Below are 19,936 nucleotides of genomic sequence, written 5' to 3'. Positions count from 1 at the left end.
GGCGGACTCCACTCGAACATAAAATCGATATCAAAGAAAAACAGAAACAATCATGATTGTTGGCACACGTCGACAAGACCCTGCATTAGCCGAAAAGCCCCTGCACAAAAGGGGTGACGTGCGAACCGCTATCTGCGGTTATTACCCGTTGCGGATCCGTGGATCGCGATCGGGACCGGGGATCATAGCCTAAACTGAGAAAGAGATCTTGTGTTTCTCAACAGATTCTTCCCGATTTATCCACAGGAAGGATCGAAACCGGGTAAGTGTAATCGATCCTGGGGAGAGTGAAGCACGATTTCCGCCGCATATTGGAAAAATTAATGAGCTATGCTGGTTTTGGGCGGAAACGATCTAACAAAGATCCTTCAGGATCCTTGCGCTTTACTGGCCAGGCCGTATAATCCCCCACCCGGCGCGTAATGCCCGTTTTCGTCACGCGTCTCAGCTTATTTTTTGTGCGACGAGGTGCGAGAAATAAGGAAAGAGAATTGACTCCGGAGTGTACAATTATTACAATCCGGCCTCTTTAATCACCCACGCTGAGGCGTAAGTCGTTCGAAGTTCGTTCGGGTCTACGCAAAAGTCAGTGAATTTATTCAAGTTTAGGTAGAAATCGCCATGAAACGCACTTTTCAACCGTCTGTACTGAAGCGCAACCGTTCTCACGGCTTCCGTGCTCGTATGGCTACTAAAAATGGTCGTCAGGTTCTGGCACGTCGTCGTGCTAAAGGCCGCGCTCGTCTGACCGTTTCCAAGTAATAAAGCTAACCCTGCGTGGTTAAGCTCGCATTTCCCAGGGAGTTACGCTTGTTAACTCCCAGTCATTTCACTTTCGTCTTCCAGCAGCCACAACGGGCTGGCACGCCGCAAATCACCATCCTCGGCCGCCTGAATTCGCTGGGGCATCCCCGCATCGGTCTCACCGTCGCCAAGAAAAACGTGAAACGCGCACATGAACGCAATCGGATTAAACGTCTGACGCGTGAAAGTTTTCGTTTGCGTCAACATGAACTCCCGCCAATGGATTTCGTGGTGGTGGCGAAAAGAGGGGTTGCCGACCTCGATAACCGTGCTCTCTCGGAAGCGTTGGAAAAATTATGGCGCCGCCATTGTCGCCTGGCTCGCGGGTCCTGATCGGCCTGATTAGAGTTTATCAGCGCCTGATTAGTCCGCTACTCGGGCCGCATTGTCGTTTCACCCCAACCTGTTCTCAATACGGAATTGAGGCCTTACGCAGGTTTGGTGTGATAAAAGGCAGTTGGTTGACAATGAAACGCGTATTAAAATGCCACCCTTTACACCCTGGTGGTGACGATCCCGTCCCGCCTGGACCATTTGATACCAGAGAACACTAACGATGGATTCGCAACGCAATCTTCTTATCATCGCTTTGTTGTTCGTGTCTTTCATGATCTGGCAAGCCTGGGAGCAGGACAAAAATCCGCAGCCCCAGCAGCAGACCACGCAGACTACGACCACAGCAGCGGGTAGCGCCGCCGACCAGGGCGTACCGGCCAGTGGCCAGGGGAAACTGATTACGGTTAAAACCGACGTGCTTGAACTGACTATCAACACCAACGGTGGCGATATTGAGCAGGCGCTGCTTCTGGCGTATCCAAAAACGCTGAAGTCGACCGAACCGTTCCAGTTACTGGAAACCACGCCGCAGTTTGTCTACCAGGCGCAGAGCGGCTTAACCGGCCGTGATGGTCCGGATAACCCGGCGAATGGCCCGCGTCCGCTGTACAACGTCGATAAAGAGGCGTTTGTGCTGGCAGATGGCCAGGATGAAATCGTCATTCCGCTGACCTACACCGACAAAGCCGGCAACGTCTTCACCAAAACCTTCACCCTGAAACGTGGCGGCTATGCGGTGAACGTGGGTTATAGCGTGCAGAACGCCAGCGAGAAGCCTCTGGAAGTCTCGACCTTCGGTCAGTTGAAGCAGACCGCGGCGCTGCCGACCAGTCGCGATACGCAGACCGGCGGCCTGTCCACGATGCATACTTTCCGTGGCGCAGCGTTCTCGACTTCAGATACGAAATACGAAAAATATAAATTCGATACCATTCTGGACAACGAAAACCTGAACGTCAGCACCAAGAACGGTTGGGTTGCCATGCTGCAGCAGTACTTCACCACCGCGTGGGTGCCGCAGAATAATGGAACGAATAACTTCTACACCGCTAACCTCGGCAACGGCATTGTGGCTATTGGCTACAAATCGCAGCCGGTACTGGTGCAGCCAGGTCAAACCGACAAACTGCAGAGCGTGCTGTGGGTCGGCCCGGCTATTCAGGACAAAATGGCTGCCGTTGCGCCGCACCTGGATCTGACCGTCGACTATGGCTGGCTGTGGTTCATCTCCCAACCGCTGTTTAAGCTGCTGAAATTCATCCACAGCTTCCTCGGCAACTGGGGCTTCTCGATCATCGTTATCACCTTTATCGTTCGTGGCATCATGTACCCGCTGACCAAAGCGCAGTACACCTCCATGGCGAAGATGCGTATGCTGCAGCCGAAGATTCAGGCCATGCGTGAGCGTCTGGGCGACGATAAACAACGTCAAAGCCAGGAGATGATGGCGCTGTATAAAGCGGAAAAAGTGAACCCACTGGGTGGCTGCTTCCCGCTGATTATTCAGATGCCGATCTTCCTTGCGCTGTACTACATGCTGAGCGCCTCGGTTGAACTGCGTCATGCGCCGTTTATCCTGTGGATCCACGACCTGTCTGCACAAGACCCGTACTACATCCTGCCGATCATCATGGGCGCGACCATGTTCTTCATCCAGAAGATGTCGCCAACCACCGTGACCGACCCGATGCAGCAGAAGATCATGACCTTTATGCCGGTCATCTTCACGGTGTTCTTCCTGTGGTTCCCGTCTGGCCTGGTGGTGTACTACATCGTCAGCAACCTGGTGACCATTATTCAGCAGCAGCTGATTTACCGTGGTCTGGAGAAGCGTGGCCTGCATAGCCGCGAGAAGAAGAAATCCTGATACTCTTCATTCTTCAAGCCAACGCATCTGCGACTTGGATAATTTAGAGTAGTTACGGTAACGTTAATGCCAGAGAAGGCGGTCAATGGACCGCCTTTTTTACATCTACATAGAGAGTCACCATGAGCCATAACGACACTATCGTCGCCCAGGCAACCCCTCCGGGACGCGGTGGGGTGGGCATCCTGCGTATCTCCGGCCTTAAGGCGCGCGATGTCGCGCAGGCGGTACTCGGCAAGCTGCCGAAGCCGCGCTATGCCGACTATCTGCCGTTCAACGACGTTGACGGTACGCCGCTGGATCAGGGGATTGCGCTGTGGTTCCCCGGGCCGAACTCCTTTACCGGCGAAGATGTGCTTGAGCTGCAGGGCCACGGCGGCCCGGTCATTCTCGATCTGCTGCTCAAACGTATTCTGACGTTGCCCGGCGTACGCATCGCCAGGCCGGGCGAGTTTTCCGAGCGCGCGTTCCTCAACGACAAGCTCGATCTGGCGCAGGCAGAAGCCATCGCCGACCTCATCGACGCCAGTTCAGAACAGGCGGCGCGCTCGGCGTTGAACTCCTTGCAAGGGGCCTTCTCCGCGCGGGTTAACCACCTCGTGGAAGCGCTCACTCACCTGCGCATCTACGTGGAAGCGGCGATCGATTTCCCGGATGAAGAAATTGATTTCCTCTCCGACGGCAAAATTGAAGCCCAGCTGAACGGCGTGATGGCCGACCTCGACGCCGTCCGCGCGGAAGCTCGCCAGGGCAGTCTGCTGCGCGAAGGGATGAAAGTGGTGATCGCCGGGCGACCTAATGCCGGTAAATCGAGCCTGCTCAACGCCCTGGCGGGCCGCGAAGCGGCGATCGTCACCGACATTGCGGGCACCACCCGCGACGTGCTGCGCGAGCATATCCATATCGACGGCATGCCGCTGCATATCATCGATACCGCGGGCCTGCGCGACGCCAGTGACGAAGTGGAGCGTATCGGCATCGAGCGCGCCTGGCAGGAGATTGAGCAGGCGGATCGGGTGCTGTTTATGGTCGACGGCACCACCACCAGCGCCGTTGATCCGGCGGAGATCTGGCCAGACTTTATCGAGCGCCTGCCCGCTAAACTGCCGATTACCGTGGTGCGCAATAAAGCCGACGTCACTGGCGAAGCGCTGGGTCTCAGCGAAGTCAATGGCCACTCACTGATCCGCCTGTCGGCGCGAACCGGCGAAGGCGTGGAGGTGCTGCGGAACCACCTTAAGCAGAGCATGGGCTTCGATACCAGCATGGAAGGCGGCTTCCTCGCCCGCCGCCGTCACCTGCAGGCGCTGGAAGAGGCGGCGAACCATCTGCAGCAGGGCAAAGCCCAGCTGCTGGGCGCCTGGGCCGGGGAGCTGCTGGCGGAAGAGCTGCGCCTCGCGCAGCAGGCGCTGAGCGAGATCACCGGGGAGTTCACCTCCGACGACCTGCTGGGCCGCATCTTCTCCAGCTTCTGTATCGGCAAATAACGTTTAGTCCGTAAACGTTCACTCACCCGCATTAACGCCGCGTTAATGCGGGTTTTTTCTTGCCCTTTGCGGCGCAACGTTCTCTACTTTTATCTCCCCTTTTACCACGAGACTAAAGCATGACCGTTGAATATACCGTGATCGAGAAGGTGCCCTCCGCCGAAGCGTTTTGCCACCTGCGGGTGGCGGCAGGCATGTCGCCGCGCCCCCTGGAAGGCGCCAGAGCCGGGCTGCCGCATAGCTGTTACGGCGTACATATCCTCTGGCAGGAGACGCCGATCGCGATGGGACGTATCGTCGGCGACGGCGCGATTAATTTCGATATTGTCGACGTCGCCGTCGATCCGGCTCATCAGGGAAAAGGCCTTGGCCGGCTGGTGATGGAGAAGCTGATCGCCTGGCTGGACGCTAACGCCTTTGACGGGGCCTACGTTACGCTGGTGGCGGATGTGCCGGCGCTGTATGCGAAGTTCGGCTTTGAAAGCGTTCGGCCGGAAAGCGAAGGGATGGCCCGCGTCTGGCGTACCCGGAGTCGTTAACTCGCGTTTCCTGCCAGGAAAAGAGCGTTGTCCAAATGGCAACTCGTCTTGTGCCGCGTTCCTCACTATGCTGAACGCCATTCACATCGCGAGGATCCCATGACACGCTTTCTTCTCTGCAGTTTCGCCCTGGTTCTGCTCTATCCCTCTGGCATCGATATGTATCTGGTCGGCCTGCCGCGTATTGCTCAGGACCTGGGGGCCAGCGAGGCACAATTACATATTGCCTTTTCAGTCTATCTGGCCGGTATGGCCTCCGCGATGCTGTTTGCTGGTCGCATCGCCGACCGGTCAGGACGTAAGCCTGTCGCCATTGTGGGCGCGGTGATCTTTGTTGTCGCCTCCCTGCTCTGCGCCCTGGCGCATGCCAGCAGCCACTTCCTCGTCGGACGCTTTATCCAGGGGATCGGTGCCGGCAGCTGCTACGTGGTGGCTTTCGCTATCCTGCGCGATACGCTGGACGATCGCCGCCGCGCCAAGGTGCTGTCGTTGCTCAACGGCATTACCTGCATTATCCCCGTCCTGGCGCCGGTGCTTGGCCACCTGATTATGCTGAAATATCCGTGGCAGAGCCTGTTCTACACCATGACCGGCATGGGCGTCATGGTCGGTTTGCTGTCGGTCTTTATCCTGCGCGAGACGCGCCCGACGGCACCTCCGCAGACTGCGACACCGCAGCATGGCGGCAGTGAGTCGCTGCTGAACCGCTTTTTTCTCAGCCGCATTCTCATTACCACCCTCAGCGTGACGGCGATCCTGACCTACGTGAACGTCTCTCCGGTTCTGATGATGGAAGAGATGGGGTTCGACCGGGGAACTTACTCAATGGCGATGGCCCTGATGGCGATGATCAGCATGGCGGTCTCCTTCTCGACGCCGTTCGCCCTGTCGCTGTTTACCCCCCGCACCTTAATGCTGACTTCGCAGGTACTGTTCCTGGCGGCAGGCCTGGCGCTGAGCCTCGCCACCCGCCAGACCCTCACCCTGATCGGGTTGGGCATGATTTGCGCCGGCTTCTCCGTTGGATTCGGCGTCGCAATGAGCCAGGCGCTGGGGCCGTTCACGCTGCGCGCGGGCGTCGCCAGTTCGGTCCTCGGCATCGCGCAGGTGTGCGGTTCATCGCTGTGGATTTGGCTCGCCGCCATCATCGGACTCAGCGCAATGAATATGCTGATCGGGATACTCATTGCCTGTAGCATAGTGAGCCTTGTTTTATTACTGGTCGTCACCCCGCCGCGGGTTGCGCAATACGATGAAGAAGCCGCTGTCGAGTCTTGATCTTAATTTACTCCTCTGCCTGCAGCTCCTGACCCAGGAGCTCAGCGTTACCCGTACGGCGAAGCGGATGAACGTTTCGCCGTCAGCGGTGAGCAAGTCGCTGGCCAAACTGCGCGCCTGGTTTGACGACCCGCTGTTTGTGAAAACCCCGCTGGGTCTGGCGCCTACGCCGCTGGTCAGCAGCATGGAGCAGGATCTGGCGGACTGGATGCAGATGGGCAACCAGATCCTCGATAAACCACACCACACCATGCCCAGCGGCCTCAAATTCGAGCTGGCGGCGGAAACGCCGCTGCTGATGATCCTGTTTAATACCCTCTCCCAGCGCATCTATCAGCGCTATCCGCAGGCATTGATTCGTTTGCGCAACTGGGACTACGACTCGCTGGACGCCATCATTCGCGGCGAGGTGGATATCGGCTTCTGCGGGCGTGAAAGCCATCCACAGTCGCGGGAGCTGCTGAGCCTGCTGCCGTGGTATATCGATTTTGAGGTACTGTTCACCGACCTGCCGCAGGTCTGGCTGCGCGCCGATCATCCAGCGCTCAGGGAAGAGTGGGATCTGGCGGCATTCTTACGCTATCCGCATATCACTATCTGCTGGGAACAACGCGATACCTGGGCGCTGGACGATGTGCTGCAGGAGCTGGGGTATAAGCGTAACGTGGCGCTGACCGTGCCAGGGTTTGAACAATCGCTTTTTATGGCCGCTCAACCGCAACACACCATGCTGGCTACCGCGCCGCGCTACTGCCAGCACTATAATCAGCAGCACCAGCTGCCGCTAGTCTCCCGGCCGCTACCGCTGGAGGCGCAGCATCTGGAAAAGCTGCGCGTTCCCTTCACCCTGCTATGGCATAAGCGCAACAGCTACAACCCGAAGCTCGTCTGGCTTAGAGATACGCTGAAAGCACTCTATTCCGGTACGCTGTAAGCCTTGTTTCGTGTCTATCGCCCCTTATTTGCGCAAGAATTTGTAAAATTCAAACAAATTCCCTTTTCAAGGGGGGATTTCGGCATTAAAACCTGTTAATACCAGGCGATAATAGCGCCCGCAATTTTATCCAGACCATTACTCACGGAGCGACGTATGGCAACGCATTTTGCAAGAGGGATACTTAGTACCGGGGAGCCGCTATCGACACGTTTGTCAGCGGCCTGTCATCAATCCGCACGCCTACTCCCTGAATACCGCCAGGCTCGCTTTCGCGCTTCGCGTTCGCTACTCGCCGAACTGCTGTTTATGCTTTACGGTATCAGCGAGCTGCCTGAAATCATCAATGAAGCCAATGGCCGACCGGTTTTTAGCGATCGTCATCTTCCTCGCTTCTCTATCTCTTATACTGGCAATATTGTTGGCGTCGCGCTGACCACCGAGGGGGATTGTGGCCTCGACATGGAACTGCAGCGCACGGTGCGTGGTCACGACGCCGACCGGCACAATTTCAGTAACAATGAAAATCTGTGGATTAACATTCAGCATGACCCGGATGAAGCGCGTAGCCAGCTGGTGGCCCTGCGGCGAAGCGTGTTGAAACTGACCGGCGAAGCATCAACGCAGCTGCTGCCGGGTTCTGGCCGCCTGCGCACCGCCGGTAGCCAGCCGATCGAAGCCGTCTGTGATGCCGAATCGCTGCTGGTGTGGTCGATTGCCGCCAGCCCAAATATCGGCTCGCTGAAGGTCTGGGAATATGATGCTAAGGGGGGCGAATGGCGCAGCCTGCCGGATGCTCAGCAGCGCGCACGCGAACCGTCGGCCCGTCTGATGCGTTTTACCAGCTTACCGATGGAAAAAACCTTATCCCTCAATTGACCGGTTTTGCCGGCATCATGATACAAAGGAGCAATCATGTCAGATACCTTAAAAGTGGTTACGTTACTCGGCAGCCTGCGCAAAGGGTCGTTTAATGGAATGGTCGCGCGCACCCTGCCCGGCATCGCGCCAGCGGGCATGGATATCTCCGCGCTGCCGTCGATCGGTGATATCCCGCTGTACGATGCTGATATGCAGGAGGAAGAGGGGTTCCCACAGCGCGTGCAGGATATTGCGCAACAGATCCGCGAAGCGGATGGCGTGGTGATCGTCACTCCCGAGTATAACTATTCCGTGCCTGGCGGCCTGAAAAACGCTATCGACTGGCTGTCACGCCTGTCCGAGCAGCCGCTGTCCGGCAAACCGGTACTGATTCAGACCAGCTCAATGGGCGCCATCGGCGGTGCGCGCTGCCAGTATCATTTGCGCCAGATTCTGGTCTTCCTTGATGCGATGGTAATGAATAAACCGGAATTTATGGGCGGCGTCATCCAGAACAAAGTGGATCCGCAGTCGGGTGAAGTAGTCGATCAGAGCACCCTCGACCATCTGCGTGGCCAGCTGACCGCCTTTGGCGACTATATTCGGCGGGTTAAAGCATAAAAAAAGCCCGGCAGCGATGCCGGGCTTTTTCATCATGCGTGCGGATTAATGTGCATCGATAAAGACAATTTTCAGCACGAACAGCAGCGAGACGATAATCACGCACGGGCTGAGCTCGCGCAGACGGCCGGTACCGATCTTCATCACGCAGTAAGAGATAAAGCCTAAGGCGATACCTTCGGTGATTGAGAAGCTAAACGGCATCATCACCGCGGTGATAAACGCCGGTACCGCTTCCGTCAGGTCATCCCACTTCACGCGCGCGAGGCTGGAGGTCATCAGCACGCCAACGTAAATCAGCGCGCCAGCCGCCGCATAGGCCGGAACCATTCCCGCCAGCGGTGACAGGAAGATAACCAGCAGGAACAGGATCCCAACGACAACGGCGGTCAGGCCGGTGCGCCCGCCCACGGAAACGCCGGAGGAGGATTCGATATAGGCGGTCACCGAAGAGGTACCAATAAAGGAACCGGCAACGGACGAGACGCTGTCGACAAACAGCGCTTGCTTCATGCGCGGGAATTTACCCTGAGCATCAGCCAGACCCGCTTTATCGGTGACGCCAATCAGCGTCCCGGAGGAGTCAAACAGGTTGACCAGCATAAACGAGAAGATCACGCCGGCCAGGCCCAGGTTCAGGGAGCCAGCCAGATCGACATGACCAATCACCGACGTCACGCTCGGCGGCGCGGAGACGATGCCGGTGTAGTGCACATCGCCCAGCATCCAGCCCAGCAGGGTGGTGACCACAATAGACACCAGGACCGCGGCATGAATGTTACGTGATGCCAGAATCGCGATGATAAAGAAGCCCAGTATGCCCAGCAGCACACTGTGGGAGGTCAGATGACCAATGCTGACCAGCGTTTCCGGATTAGCGACGATAACCCCGGCATTTTTCAGACCCATCATGCCGATAAACAGGCCGATACCGCTGGTGATACCGACGCGCAGGCTCACCGGAATATTGGCGATCATCCAGTAGCGTACACGGAAAATCGTCAGCAGCAGCAGACCGACGGCGCCCCAGAAAATCGCGCCCATGCCTACCTGCCACGGCAGGCCCATCGCCTGCACCACCACAAAGGCGAAGAAGGCGTTCAGCCCCATCGCCGGCGCAAGAGCCACCGGCAGGTTCGCGAACAGGCCCATCAGGATACTGCCGAACGCAGCAATCAGACAGGTAGTCACAAACACGGCGCTGGTATCCATGCCCGCTACGCCAAGAATTTGTGGGTTAACAAAAACGATATACACCATCGTCAGGAACGTGGTGAAACCGGCGATCGCTTCCGTACGCACTGTGGTGCCGTGCTCGCGCAGCTTAAATACGCGCTCCAGCAGACCCTGGCCAGAAGACTGGCTGGTTTGTTGTTGACTCATTATCGGTTTCCGAACGTAAAGGAGGGAAAATTCGAGGCTATCCTATACCAAAACAGGGCACCCGGCGCAGTTGTATGGTAATTTTTTTCATTTATTTTGCTTATACGGCAACGATTGCGTCGCGGCATTGGGCATGACGAAAACGTTAAACTTGTTAATACGGAAAGACTATGACTCAACCAGAAGCAGTATTTTTTGACTGTGACGGCACACTGGTCGACAGTGAGGTGATTTGCTCCCGCGCCTACGTTCACATGTTCCAGGAATTCGGCATTACGCTGGACCTTGCCGAGATTTTTAAGCGCTTCAAAGGGGTGAAGCTGTACGAAATTATCGACACCATCAACGCTGAGCATGGCGTTAACCTGCAAAAAGCGACGCTGGAGCCAATTTACCGTGCGGAGGTCGCTCGCCTGTTTGATAGCGAACTGGAGGTGATTGCCGGAGCCCAGGCGCTGCTGGATGCGGTAAGCGTCCCGATGTGCGTGGTTTCCAATGGCCCGGTCAGTAAAATGCAGCACTCTCTTGGCCGCACCGGCCTGCTGCACCATTTCGCTGACCGCTTGTACAGCGGCTATGATATTCAGCGCTGGAAGCCTGACCCGGCGCTGATGTTTCATGCGGCAGAGGCCATGCAGGTAAAAGCCGAAAACTGTATCCTGGTGGATGACTCCAGCGCCGGTGCTCAGTCGGGGATTGCCGCCGGCATGGAGGTGTTTTATTTCTGCGCCGATCCGCATAACCAGCCGATCGATCATCCCAAAGTGACGACCTTTACCGATCTGGCAGAGCTGCCGGCATTGTGGCAAGCGCGCGGCTGGGATATCACGCGTTAAGGGCCTGGTGAGCGGCACGTTGGCATCGATGTAGCCCCGCTAAGCGTCTGTGCAAGCGGGGAATAGAATCAGCGACTGGTTATGGCTGCAATTCAGTGACTGCCGCTTTATCGGCAATAATCACCAGTGAAGGGTGTAATTTGAGCACCGACGCCGGCACCTGCTCGCTGACCGGGCCTTCAACCACCTGCTTAAGGGCTTGCGCCTTCGCCGCGCCGCTCACGATCAACAGCAGATTTTTTGCCGCCATCACGCTTCTCGGCCCCATGGTGACATAGCTATCGGGCACGACGGAAAAATCCCCGCCCATCTCGCCGTTAGCGACAATACCAATCATTTCCCCATGAATCGGCACTTCGACCGTCTGATCATGAAAGCGGGTGGTATTCGGCAGGTTGCCGCAAAAATGGCCGTCAGCCCCCAGCCCCAGCACCATCAGATCAAGGCCGCCAGCCTCTTCCAGCTGGCGATCGTGCTGAGCGGCGTTGTCCAGCGTCAGCTTGTGAATGTTCTCTTCTTTGATCTGCGCCGGGGTAAAAAACAGCTGGCGCAGATTAGATATCGTGACGCCTTCTCGCGACTGGCCGCGAAAGGGGATCTCATCGAAGTTGTAATAGTGCACCCGATCATAGAATGCTTTGCCTTTCACGGCGGCGGTTAGATGCTCATACATCCGCTTTGGCGTGCTGCCGGCCGTCACGGCGAGATTCACCCGCCGCGGCGCCGTGATATAGCCCAGAACATGATGGCTGGCGACCAGGCTCATCTCTTCATAATCTTCGGTCACAATCATTTTCATCTTGTCGTCCTTCACAAGCACAAAACGGGGGCTGAAGGCCCCCCTAACGGTTATTTAAACAGTTTCTGCACAAACTCGGCGTAGGCCGGGCGCCAGACGTCCATTTCATGGTTCAGGCCAAGATACGAGTGATAGTCGAAGTTGATCTTCTGTTTTTCCAGCTCGCGTTTCAGACCCGCGATATCGTTGCCGGTGACGGAATCTTTTTCCCCGACGACCACGGTAAAGTTGCGCAGCTGCTTATTGATCGCGTCAGGCTGCTTCAGCTGCGCTTCCACGCCGGCATTCGGCACTGTCGTGGTCGTGACGCCGCTAAAGGTGGCGAGCCAGCCAAAGCTATCCAGATGGTTCATTCCGGAAACCAGCGCCTGATAACCGCCCTGTGACAGGCCAGCCAGCGCCCGGCCGTCGGCATCTTTACGCACGTTAAACCGGGTATCGATCAGCGGAATGATATCCTGCATCAACTCGTTATCCGCCGCCTGCGCATTGAGCGGATAGAAGTTTTTGCGCCGCTCCTGCGGCGGAAAGTTTTCCGCTATCGCTTCCGGGGTATCGGTTTCGGTATCCGGGACCACCACCAGCATCGGCTTGATTTTGCCCTCCGCCAGCAGGTTATCCATGATCTGCGGGATACGCCCCTGATCGATGGCCGACAGACCGCTGTCGCCAAAGCCATGATAGAAATAGAGCACCGGCAGCGGATCGCCGGTTCCGCTATAGCCCGGCGGCGTCCAGACATAGAGACGACGTTCGGCGTTCAGTGCCTTCGAGTGATAGGTGAGGGTGCGCAGATCGCCATGCGCGACCGCCCGATCGTCGAGAATACTACCAGGTACCAGAATCAAACTGGTATTCACCTGGCGCTGCGGCTTCTGATAGCGGCTGCCGGTATCCACCGAGCGGAAGCCATCCACATCGAAATAGTATTCATAGAGATTGGGTTTCATCGGCTCACTTTTCCATGTCCACACCCCCTGAGCCTCTTTGGTCATGTCGTGTGAGACAAAGGAGTCCGGCGTGGCGCCGGTCACTACCGACACCCGCCGGGCATCAGGAGCAAACAGGCGATAAGTGATACTCTTATCCGCGTTAACCTGGGTAATAAAGTGGCTCACCGGCAGGGTGGGATCCGGCATCGCGGGTAATGGCGCCGCCTGGAGGGTAAATGCCGCGCCCGCCAGCGCCAGTGCGAAATACATTGCATGTCGTTTCATCGTTAGTCCTCTTCCGTTGTGTCCGTTCTGTTATCGTCTTACCACCAGATTTCAGCCTGCGCCCCCACGGCAAACTGATCGTTTTTACCGTCTTCAAAAATGCTGGTGGTATTATTCGCTGCCTTATCCAGGTCGATATCCTTCGCTTTAATATAGGTGGCATAGAAGCGAATTTCCGGGCGCGAGGTCAGCATACTGGTATTGACTTTGAAGGTATGGAACAGCGTGGTCTTGTAGCCGGACTCGTTATATTTCTTGCCGGTAACATCTTTGTTTTGCTGTTTGAAGTATCCCAGCTCAACGCCGGTCTGGTTATATTTATCCCAGATATAAGCCGGTCGCAGGACCGTGCGAATGGATTCAAAATCGGAGTGGGCCCCGGTTTCGTAGCTATAGACATCGTTACCAAAGGAGTAGACGATGGCATTCGCCATAATAACGTCATCGCGTAAATAGGTTTCCCCCTGCGAGGTTAAGCGCACGGCGGTGCCATTGGTATGATCGCCATAATAGCGGCCGTTAAAGGTGGTATAGGGGCTGGATCCGGCATAGCGCGAGAAACTGCTGGCAATAGAATTATTCGCCAGTAAGAAAGAGAATTCATTAAAGCCGCCGTTTGCCCATTTCTGTGTTAACGAAGTGCCTGCCATCCAGGTATCTTTCCACGGATAATAACCTTCATTGCCCTCTTTATATTTCTCTGAGGAACTTTGATTCGCGGCGACATAGCGTCCGCTGACCATCAGGCTGGCTTTATCCCACAGCGGAATCTCTTTGTAGCGAACGTCCAGAGTATTGGTGTTAATTTGCTGCTTATTGCTCAAAGAACGATCGTAATCATCGACATCTTCGCGGACCAATGCGATATCGAATTTCCCGGCGCCCACCTGCCAGTTTTCCAGCCCCACGCCGGCCGCCGCATCGGTTCTCTGCGTTTTCCAGTCCAGCATCTGGATTTCGATTTTTGGCGCCCCGTGTTTGCCGACCAAGAAATCGGCTTCCGGGGCAAACGGCAGGAACCCTTTGGTGTTAACGTACATATCCGAGAACTGGATGTAGTTTTCGCCGCCGGCATTGTCACCAAACCAGCCTGAGGAGTACTGCTGGCCGACGTTCCCGTCGAGCATCACGATGGCATCAACGCGTTTATCACCTTCCTGAAACACCCGCTGCTTCAGCTGCAGATCGAACCAGCCGGAATATTCATTGCCCAGGCGGCCAAGCGAACCGATCGCCCACGATTTTGGCGAGCCGTGCGAGGCGGTGCCCCAGCCGGAACGGAAGTAGCCGTTATAGCTGAAGCCAATTTCATCTTTCACGAACGTGCTAAAATCTTTCAGCGTCATCGCGCTGTAGGCTGGCGCGCCATCCGTGGCAGGTTGTTGATTTTTAACCAGCACCGCATCCGGTTTAACCGCCGTTTTCGGACCGGCGGCCGCCACCCCGGTCTTGCGCTTCTGACCTTCCGCAGGCGGAGACCATGAGGCCCAAATCTGGTCTCTTTTTCTCTCCTGGTCCTGATATTTTTTGAGCTCTTTTTGCGTGTCTTTGAGCGCTTTCTCCAGCAGCTCAAGTCGTTGCTCCACCGTCAACGGGCTTGCTATCAGAGTGGTGGAATAACAAAGAGGCGCCAGCAAGACTATCGCCGAAGCGATCCTGTTTTTTCTCATCATAATATTCCTTTATATAAGCATTGGCGTAAATAAAACACGACAGCAACAACCATCCCGCGCAGGTTCTAATAGCCCTATCCATACCGTTTGAGGTCGCGGCGGCTGTTATTTTTGCAGTTAGACAAAAGCAAAAAAAAACCTGAAGAAGACCATCTGCCTTAACAGATAATCCTCTTCAGGTTTTGCCCGCACATCGCGGTAGCAACCCTCATTCAGCCATTATTGGCCCGCATAAAACAAAAAAACCTGATACCGCCGCCGTAGGGGCAATATCAGGTTTTGCCTGCTGTCGCAGTCACAATCCGTTTAAACCACCCTGAGCGTTTAAGCTCAGGAGTGGGCGTTGATTGTTACGCGATAAAATGAATAACTCAAACGGGCAGATTGTTAATTGTGACGATAATCTCAGCAATCTCGCTGCCGCGGGGTAAATCATATCTAATTCTGATAAAGCCATTTACCAGAATTAGACAGAATGATTATTACTCTTTCGGATCTTTGCCGGCGAGCAGTTTATCCAGCTCATCGCCGCCAACGTGACGGAAATCCTGACCTTTGACGAAGTAGAAAATATATTCGCAGATATTCTGGCAGCGGTCGCCAATACGCTCGATGGAGCGCGCGCAGAACAGCGCGGTCAGGACGCTGGGGATAGTGCGCGAGTCTTCCATCATGTAGGTCATCAGCTGGCGCACAATGCCTTCATACTCCTGGTCGACTTTCTTATCTTCGCGATAGATACGTACCGCTTCGTCGAGATCCATACGCGCAAACGCATCCAGTACGTCATGCAGCATCTGCACCGTGTGACGGCCCAGCGATTCGAGGCTCACCAGCAGCGGCTGGTGCTGCTGGGAAAACTTCTCCAGCGCGGTGCGGCAGATTTTATCCGCCACGTCGCCGATGCGTTCCAGCTCAGCGATAGTCTTGATGATCGCCATCACCAGGCGCAGGTCGCTGGCGGTCGGCTGGCGCTTGGCGATGATGCGCACGCAGGCCTCGTCGATCGCCACTTCCATCATGTTGACCTGCTTGTCGCCGTCGATGACGCGTTTCGCCAGATCGCTGTCCTGGTTATGCATGGCGGTGATCGCATCAGAAAGCTGTTGCTCCACCAGCCCACCCATGGTCATCACCTGGGTGCGGATATACTCCAGTTCAGCGTTGAACTGGCCGGAAATATGTTTGTTAAGATTTAGGTTGTCCATGGTGTCTCCTGATTGCCCAACTGGTGAGAGCCTGAAAGCACAAGGGCAAATCAACCGTAGCGGCCAGTAATATAATCTTCAGTTTGTTTCTTCGCGGGCTTGGTAAACAAGTCGTCCGTGTTGCTGAATTCAATCAGCTCGCCAAGATACATAAATGCCGTATGGTCGGAGCAACGCGCAGCCTGCTGCATGTTGTGAGTCACGATAACGACGGTGTAGTCCTGTTTCAGCTCGGTGATCAGCTCTTCGATACGCCCGGTGGAGATCGGGTCCAGCGCGGAGCACGGCTCATCAAGCAGCAGGACTTCCGGACGGATCGCGATACCGCGGGCAATACACAGACGCTGCTGCTGACCCCCGGAGAGAGAATACCCGCTCTGGTGCAGTTTATCTTTGGTTTCGTTCCATAATGCGGCTTTGGTCAGCGCCCACTGCACGCGCTCGTCCATATCGGCACGGGACAGCTTTTCAAACAGGCGCACGCCGAAGGCGATATTGTCATAAATGGACATCGGGAACGGCGTTGGTTTCTGGAACACCATGCCAACCTTAGCGCGCAGCAGGGCGATATCCTGGGTGTTGGTCAGAATGTTGTCGCCATCCAGCAGGATCTCGCCTTCCGCACGCTGCTCCGGATACAGTTCGAACATTTTGTTGAACGTGCGCAGCAGGGTGGATTTACCACAGCCTGACGGACCGATAAACGCCGTCACCTGGTTTTTGGTGATATCCAGGTTGATGTTCTTCAGGGCATGGAATTTGCCGTAGTAGAAGTTCAGGTTACGAACTGAAATCTTACCCGGAGCTGTATTCACCATACTCATCTCTATCTCTTCCTCATTCAGCGCAGCAGTCGCTGCGCCGCAAAAAATTAACCGTGTTTCTTCTTGGCGAAGATAACGCGCGCCAGGATGTTCAGCAGCAAGACGCACAGGGTGATAATCAATACCCCGGCCCATGCCAGTTGCTGCCACTCCGCAAACGGACTCATGGCAAATTTGAAAATGGTCACCGGCAGGTTAGCAATCGGCTGCATCATGTCGGTGCTCCAGAACTGGTTGGACAGCGCAGTGAACAGCAGCGGCGCCGTTTCCCCGGCGATACGGGCGATAGCCAGCAGGATCCCGGTCATAATCCCTGAGACGGACGCTTTCAGGGTGATCGCCGAGATCATCTTCCACTTCGGCGTCCCCAGCGCATAGGCCGCTTCACGCAGGCTATCCGGCACCAGCTTCAGCATGTTTTCGGTGGTACGAATAACGATAGGCACCTGCAGCAGCGCCAGTGCGATAACGCCCGCCCAGCCCGAGAAGTGCTGCATCTGCGCCACCACGATGGTGTAGACAAACAGGCCGACCACGATAGACGGCGCGGAAAGCAGAATATCGTTGATAAAACGGATGATTTCCGCCAGCACCGATTTGCGGCCATACTCCGCCAGATAAATTCCGGCAAGGATACCCAGCGGCGTACCAAAGACGGTTGCCCACAGGATCAGCAGGCCGCTGCCGGCGAGGGCGTTAGCCAGGCCACCGCCCGCCGTATTCGGCGGCGGCGTCATTTCGGTGAAGAGCGCCAGACTCATGCCATCGAAACCGCGGGTTATCGTCGCCATCAGGATCCAGATAAGCCAGAACAAACCAAACGCCATGGTCGCCATCGACAGCGCCAGAGCGATACGGTTCTTCATACGACGTTTGGCCTGCATCTTGCGACGGGACTCCGCCAGCTCGGTAGAGGTTTGCAATTCAATGGTCGCCATTAGCGTGCCCCCTCATTCTTCGCGAGGCGCATAATCATGAACTTAGACGCGGCCAGAACGATAAAGGTGATAACGAACAGGATCAGGCCCAGCTCCATCAGCGCCGCCACGTGCAGGCCGGTTTCCGCTTCGGCGAACTCATTAGCCAGCGCGGAGGTAATACTATTCCCTGGCATATACAACGAGATGCTGTCGAGCTGGTAGGTGTTGCCGATAATAAAAGTTACCGCCATGGTTTCACCCAGCGCGCGGCCCAGACCGAGCATCACCCCGCCGATCACCCCATTCTTGGTGAACGGTAAGACAATGCGCCAGATCACCTCCCAGGTGGTGCAGCCGATGCCATAGGCCGACTCTTTCATCATCACCGGCGTCTGTTCGAAAACATCACGCATGACCGCGGCGATATAAGGGATGATCATGATGGCCAGAATGACGCCAGCGGCGAGAATACCGATACCAAACGCCGGGCCGGCAAACAGCGCGCCGACGAACGGGATGGTCGACAGGACGTTACCGACCGGCTCCTGGAAGTAAGTCGCAAACAGCGGGGCGAAAATAAACAGGCCCCACATGCCGTACACGATACTCGGGATTGCCGCCAGCAGCTCAATCGCAATGCCCAGCGGACGCTTGAGCCAGGCGGGGGACAGTTCGGTCAGAAACAGCGCGATGCCAAAGCTCACTGGGACGGCGATCAGCAGCGCGATAAAGGAGGTCACCAGGGTTCCGTAAATCGGTACCAGCGCGCCGAAGATTTCGTTGGGCGCATCCCACTCTTTGGTCCACAAAAAAGCAAAGCCAAACTTTTGAATGCTCGGCCAGGAAGAGATGATCAGGGAAACGATGATGCCGCCCAGCATCAATAGCACAATCAGCGCAGCCAGTTTTACCAGCGCACTGAAAATCATGTCACCCTTTTTCCCCGGAGGGGTAAATGCAGGCTTGGTTGCAGCCATAGATTACTCTTTACGTATTAAAACTTGTTCGAATAAATGCCCGGTGGCGTTCGCTCCCGGGCCTACAGTCTGAACCGTAGGGCGGGCAGCGCCTGAACGCCCCCGCCATCTTCGTCAAAAATCTACTGTTAGTACAGCGCTTTACCGCTGCTGTCTTTGACGTTGGTTTTCCATGCCGCGCGAACCTGCTCTACCACGCTTTCCGGCAGCGTCGCGTAATCCAGCGCATTCGCTTCTTTCCCGCCGTTTTTATACGCCCAGTCGAAGAACTTCAGCACTTCAGCGGTCTGTTCCGGCTTGTTGGTCGCCTTATGCACCAGGATGAAGGTGGTTGAGGTGATCGGCCATGCATTTTCGCCTTTCTGGTTGGTCAGGTCCTGAGCGAAAGACTTGCTCCAGTCAACGCCTTTTGCGGCGTTAGCGAAGTTGTCTTCAGTCGGGCTAACCGGCTTGCCGTCGGCAGAGACCAGCTTGGTATACGCGAGGTTGTTTTGCTTGGCGTAAGCGTATTCAACGTAACCAATCGAGCCCGGCAGACGCTGAACAAAGGCGGCGATACCGTCGTTGCCTTTACCGCCCAGGCCGGTTGGCCAGTTAACGGTAGAGCCGGCGCCGATTTTCGATTTCCACTCTTCATTCACTTTGGACAGGTAGCTGGTGAAGACGAAGGAGGTACCGGAACCATCGGCGCGGCGGACCACGGCGATGTTCTGCGACGGCAGCTTCAGGCCCGGGTTGAGTTTAGCGATCGCTGCGTCATCCCATTTTTTAATTTTACCCAGGTAGATATCACCGAGGGTTTTGCCATCCAGCACCAGTTCGCCGGATTTCACGCCAGGCAGGTTAACCGCCAGTACCACGCCGCCAATCACGGTCGGGAACTGGAACAGACCTTCCTGGGTCAGTTTGTCATCAGCCAGCGGAGCATCAGAAGCACCGAAATCAACGGTGTTGGCAATAATCTGCTTAACGCCACCAGAGGAACCAATACCCTGGTAGTTCACTTTATTGCCGGTTTCTTTCTGATAGGTGTCAGCCCATTTGGCATACACCGGCGCAGGGAAAGTTGCGCCTGCGCCAGTCAGGCTTGCTGCTGCGAAGGCAGAGAAAGCGCTCATCGATAAGGTCGCGGCGACAACTGTTGCGACGGTGGTACGCATAACGTTCATAATGTCTCCTGCTGGGATTCGTAAATCATTGTTTCGAGGCTATGGTGAGCAAAATAGGTCAAAGAGGTGACAGTAAAATGTACGAATTATGACAGTTTTATGACAGGCCGAAAGAAGGGATTTTACAGCAAATAATAAATATATAACTCAGATAGTTATCTGTAATCATGACCGTGCAATGACAGAATAATTTTCTTTTTATG

The 19,936-nt window shown here is 55.7% G+C and carries 20 protein-coding genes; 11 read left to right on the top strand and 9 right to left on the bottom strand.

All coding sequences use genetic code 11. From position 1 onward, the window contains the following. Positions 1-621: 621 nt before the first annotated feature. The 10 genes from rpmH to SP68_RS25745 all read left to right on the top strand — a co-directional run bounded on the left by rpmH (position 622) and on the right by SP68_RS25745 (position 8,727). Positions 622-762: a 50S ribosomal protein L34 gene (gene rpmH / locus SP68_RS27200; protein ID WP_000831330.1), complete on the top strand. Its 141-nt coding sequence runs from the start codon at positions 622-624 to the stop codon at positions 760-762. A 15-nt stretch (positions 763-777) separates the two neighbouring features. Next, the gene (gene rnpA, locus SP68_RS27195; protein ID WP_004151535.1) at positions 778-1,137 is read left to right on the top strand and encodes a ribonuclease P protein component; all 360 of its coding nucleotides are present in this window, start codon (positions 778-780) and stop codon (positions 1,135-1,137) included. Then, positions 1,101-1,358: a membrane protein insertion efficiency factor YidD gene (gene yidD, locus SP68_RS27190; protein ID WP_004151536.1), complete on the top strand. Its 258-nt coding sequence runs from the start codon at positions 1,101-1,103 to the stop codon at positions 1,356-1,358. The genes rnpA and yidD overlap by 37 nt, the downstream gene beginning before the upstream one ends. 2 nt (positions 1,359-1,360) lie before the next feature. Beyond that, on the top strand, positions 1,361-3,007 hold the full coding sequence (gene yidC / locus SP68_RS25775) for a membrane protein insertase YidC (RefSeq protein WP_012967005.1): 1,647 nt from the start codon (positions 1,361-1,363) through the stop codon (positions 3,005-3,007). Positions 3,008-3,129: 122 nt separating this feature from the next. Beyond that, positions 3,130-4,494 carry a tRNA uridine-5-carboxymethylaminomethyl(34) synthesis GTPase MnmE gene (gene mnmE, locus SP68_RS25770; protein ID WP_008806740.1) on the top strand — a complete coding sequence of 455 codons (1,365 nt, stop codon included), beginning with the start codon at positions 3,130-3,132 and terminating at the stop codon, positions 4,492-4,494. Between the two features lie 119 nt (positions 4,495-4,613). Beyond that, positions 4,614-5,033 carry a GNAT family N-acetyltransferase gene (locus SP68_RS25765; protein ID WP_040969908.1) on the top strand — a complete coding sequence of 140 codons (420 nt, stop codon included), beginning with the start codon at positions 4,614-4,616 and terminating at the stop codon, positions 5,031-5,033. Positions 5,034-5,132: 99 nt separating this feature from the next. Further along, positions 5,133-6,311 carry an MFS transporter gene (locus SP68_RS25760; RefSeq protein WP_023298389.1) on the top strand — a complete coding sequence of 393 codons (1,179 nt, stop codon included), beginning with the start codon at positions 5,133-5,135 and terminating at the stop codon, positions 6,309-6,311. Continuing rightward, on the top strand, positions 6,286-7,245 hold the full coding sequence (gene yidZ / locus SP68_RS25755) for an HTH-type transcriptional regulator YidZ (RefSeq protein WP_004151541.1): 960 nt from the start codon (positions 6,286-6,288) through the stop codon (positions 7,243-7,245). Before SP68_RS25760 ends, yidZ begins: the two co-directional genes overlap by 26 nt. Positions 7,246-7,554: 309 nt before the next feature. Next, on the top strand, positions 7,555-8,124 hold the full coding sequence (locus SP68_RS28020) for a 4'-phosphopantetheinyl transferase family protein (protein WP_162493349.1): 570 nt from the start codon (positions 7,555-7,557) through the stop codon (positions 8,122-8,124). A gap of 36 nt (positions 8,125-8,160) precedes the next feature. Next, positions 8,161-8,727 carry an NADPH-dependent FMN reductase gene (locus tag SP68_RS25745; RefSeq protein WP_022064571.1) on the top strand — a complete coding sequence of 189 codons (567 nt, stop codon included), beginning with the start codon at positions 8,161-8,163 and terminating at the stop codon, positions 8,725-8,727. A 45-nt stretch (positions 8,728-8,772) separates the two neighbouring features. Here SP68_RS25745 and SP68_RS25740 read toward each other — a convergent pair whose 3' ends face one another. Further along, a complete protein-coding gene (locus SP68_RS25740) occupies positions 8,773-10,110 on the bottom strand; it encodes an NCS2 family permease (RefSeq protein ID WP_008806735.1) in 1,338 nt (445 codons plus the stop codon). Positions 10,111-10,280: 170 nt separating this feature from the next. On the opposite strand from SP68_RS25740, the gene yieH reads away from it, so the two are divergent. Further along, the gene (gene yieH / locus SP68_RS25735) at positions 10,281-10,946 is read left to right on the top strand and encodes a 6-phosphogluconate phosphatase (protein ID WP_008806734.1); all 666 of its coding nucleotides are present in this window, start codon (positions 10,281-10,283) and stop codon (positions 10,944-10,946) included. 79 nt (positions 10,947-11,025) lie between these two features. Here yieH and SP68_RS25730 read toward each other — a convergent pair whose 3' ends face one another. The 8 genes from SP68_RS25730 to pstS form a co-directional block, all read right to left on the bottom strand. Beyond that, on the bottom strand, positions 11,026-11,745 hold the full coding sequence (locus tag SP68_RS25730; protein WP_008806733.1) for a glucosamine-6-phosphate deaminase: 720 nt from the start codon (positions 11,743-11,745) through the stop codon (positions 11,026-11,028). Between the two features lie 50 nt (positions 11,746-11,795). Then, a complete protein-coding gene (locus tag SP68_RS25725; RefSeq protein WP_040969913.1) occupies positions 11,796-12,962 on the bottom strand; it encodes an alpha/beta hydrolase-fold protein in 1,167 nt (388 codons plus the stop codon). A gap of 38 nt (positions 12,963-13,000) precedes the next feature. Further along, on the bottom strand, positions 13,001-14,635 hold the full coding sequence (locus tag SP68_RS25720; protein ID WP_040969915.1) for a carbohydrate porin: 1,635 nt from the start codon (positions 14,633-14,635) through the stop codon (positions 13,001-13,003). A 482-nt stretch (positions 14,636-15,117) separates the two neighbouring features. Next, positions 15,118-15,843 carry a phosphate signaling complex protein PhoU gene (gene phoU / locus SP68_RS25715; RefSeq protein ID WP_004145007.1) on the bottom strand — a complete coding sequence of 242 codons (726 nt, stop codon included), beginning with the start codon at positions 15,841-15,843 and terminating at the stop codon, positions 15,118-15,120. Between the two features lie 50 nt (positions 15,844-15,893). Then, the gene (gene pstB, locus SP68_RS25710) at positions 15,894-16,667 is read right to left on the bottom strand and encodes a phosphate ABC transporter ATP-binding protein PstB (RefSeq protein ID WP_004145006.1); all 774 of its coding nucleotides are present in this window, start codon (positions 16,665-16,667) and stop codon (positions 15,894-15,896) included. A 47-nt stretch (positions 16,668-16,714) separates the two neighbouring features. Further along, positions 16,715-17,605: a phosphate ABC transporter permease PstA gene (gene pstA, locus SP68_RS25705; protein WP_008806730.1), complete on the bottom strand. Its 891-nt coding sequence runs from the start codon at positions 17,603-17,605 to the stop codon at positions 16,715-16,717. After that, positions 17,605-18,564 carry a phosphate ABC transporter permease PstC gene (gene pstC / locus SP68_RS25700; protein ID WP_004145004.1) on the bottom strand — a complete coding sequence of 320 codons (960 nt, stop codon included), beginning with the start codon at positions 18,562-18,564 and terminating at the stop codon, positions 17,605-17,607. Before pstC ends, pstA begins: the two co-directional genes overlap by 1 nt. Positions 18,565-18,692: 128 nt before the next feature. Then, positions 18,693-19,733 carry a phosphate ABC transporter substrate-binding protein PstS gene (pstS, locus tag SP68_RS25695; RefSeq protein ID WP_012543307.1) on the bottom strand — a complete coding sequence of 347 codons (1,041 nt, stop codon included), beginning with the start codon at positions 19,731-19,733 and terminating at the stop codon, positions 18,693-18,695. Positions 19,734-19,936 lie beyond the last annotated feature (203 nt).

Origin of the sequence: Klebsiella variicola (assembly GCF_000828055.2) — a bacterium.
Classification (GTDB): domain Bacteria; phylum Pseudomonadota; class Gammaproteobacteria; order Enterobacterales; family Enterobacteriaceae; genus Klebsiella; species Klebsiella variicola.
This window is presented reverse-complemented; position numbering and strand designations above follow the sequence as displayed.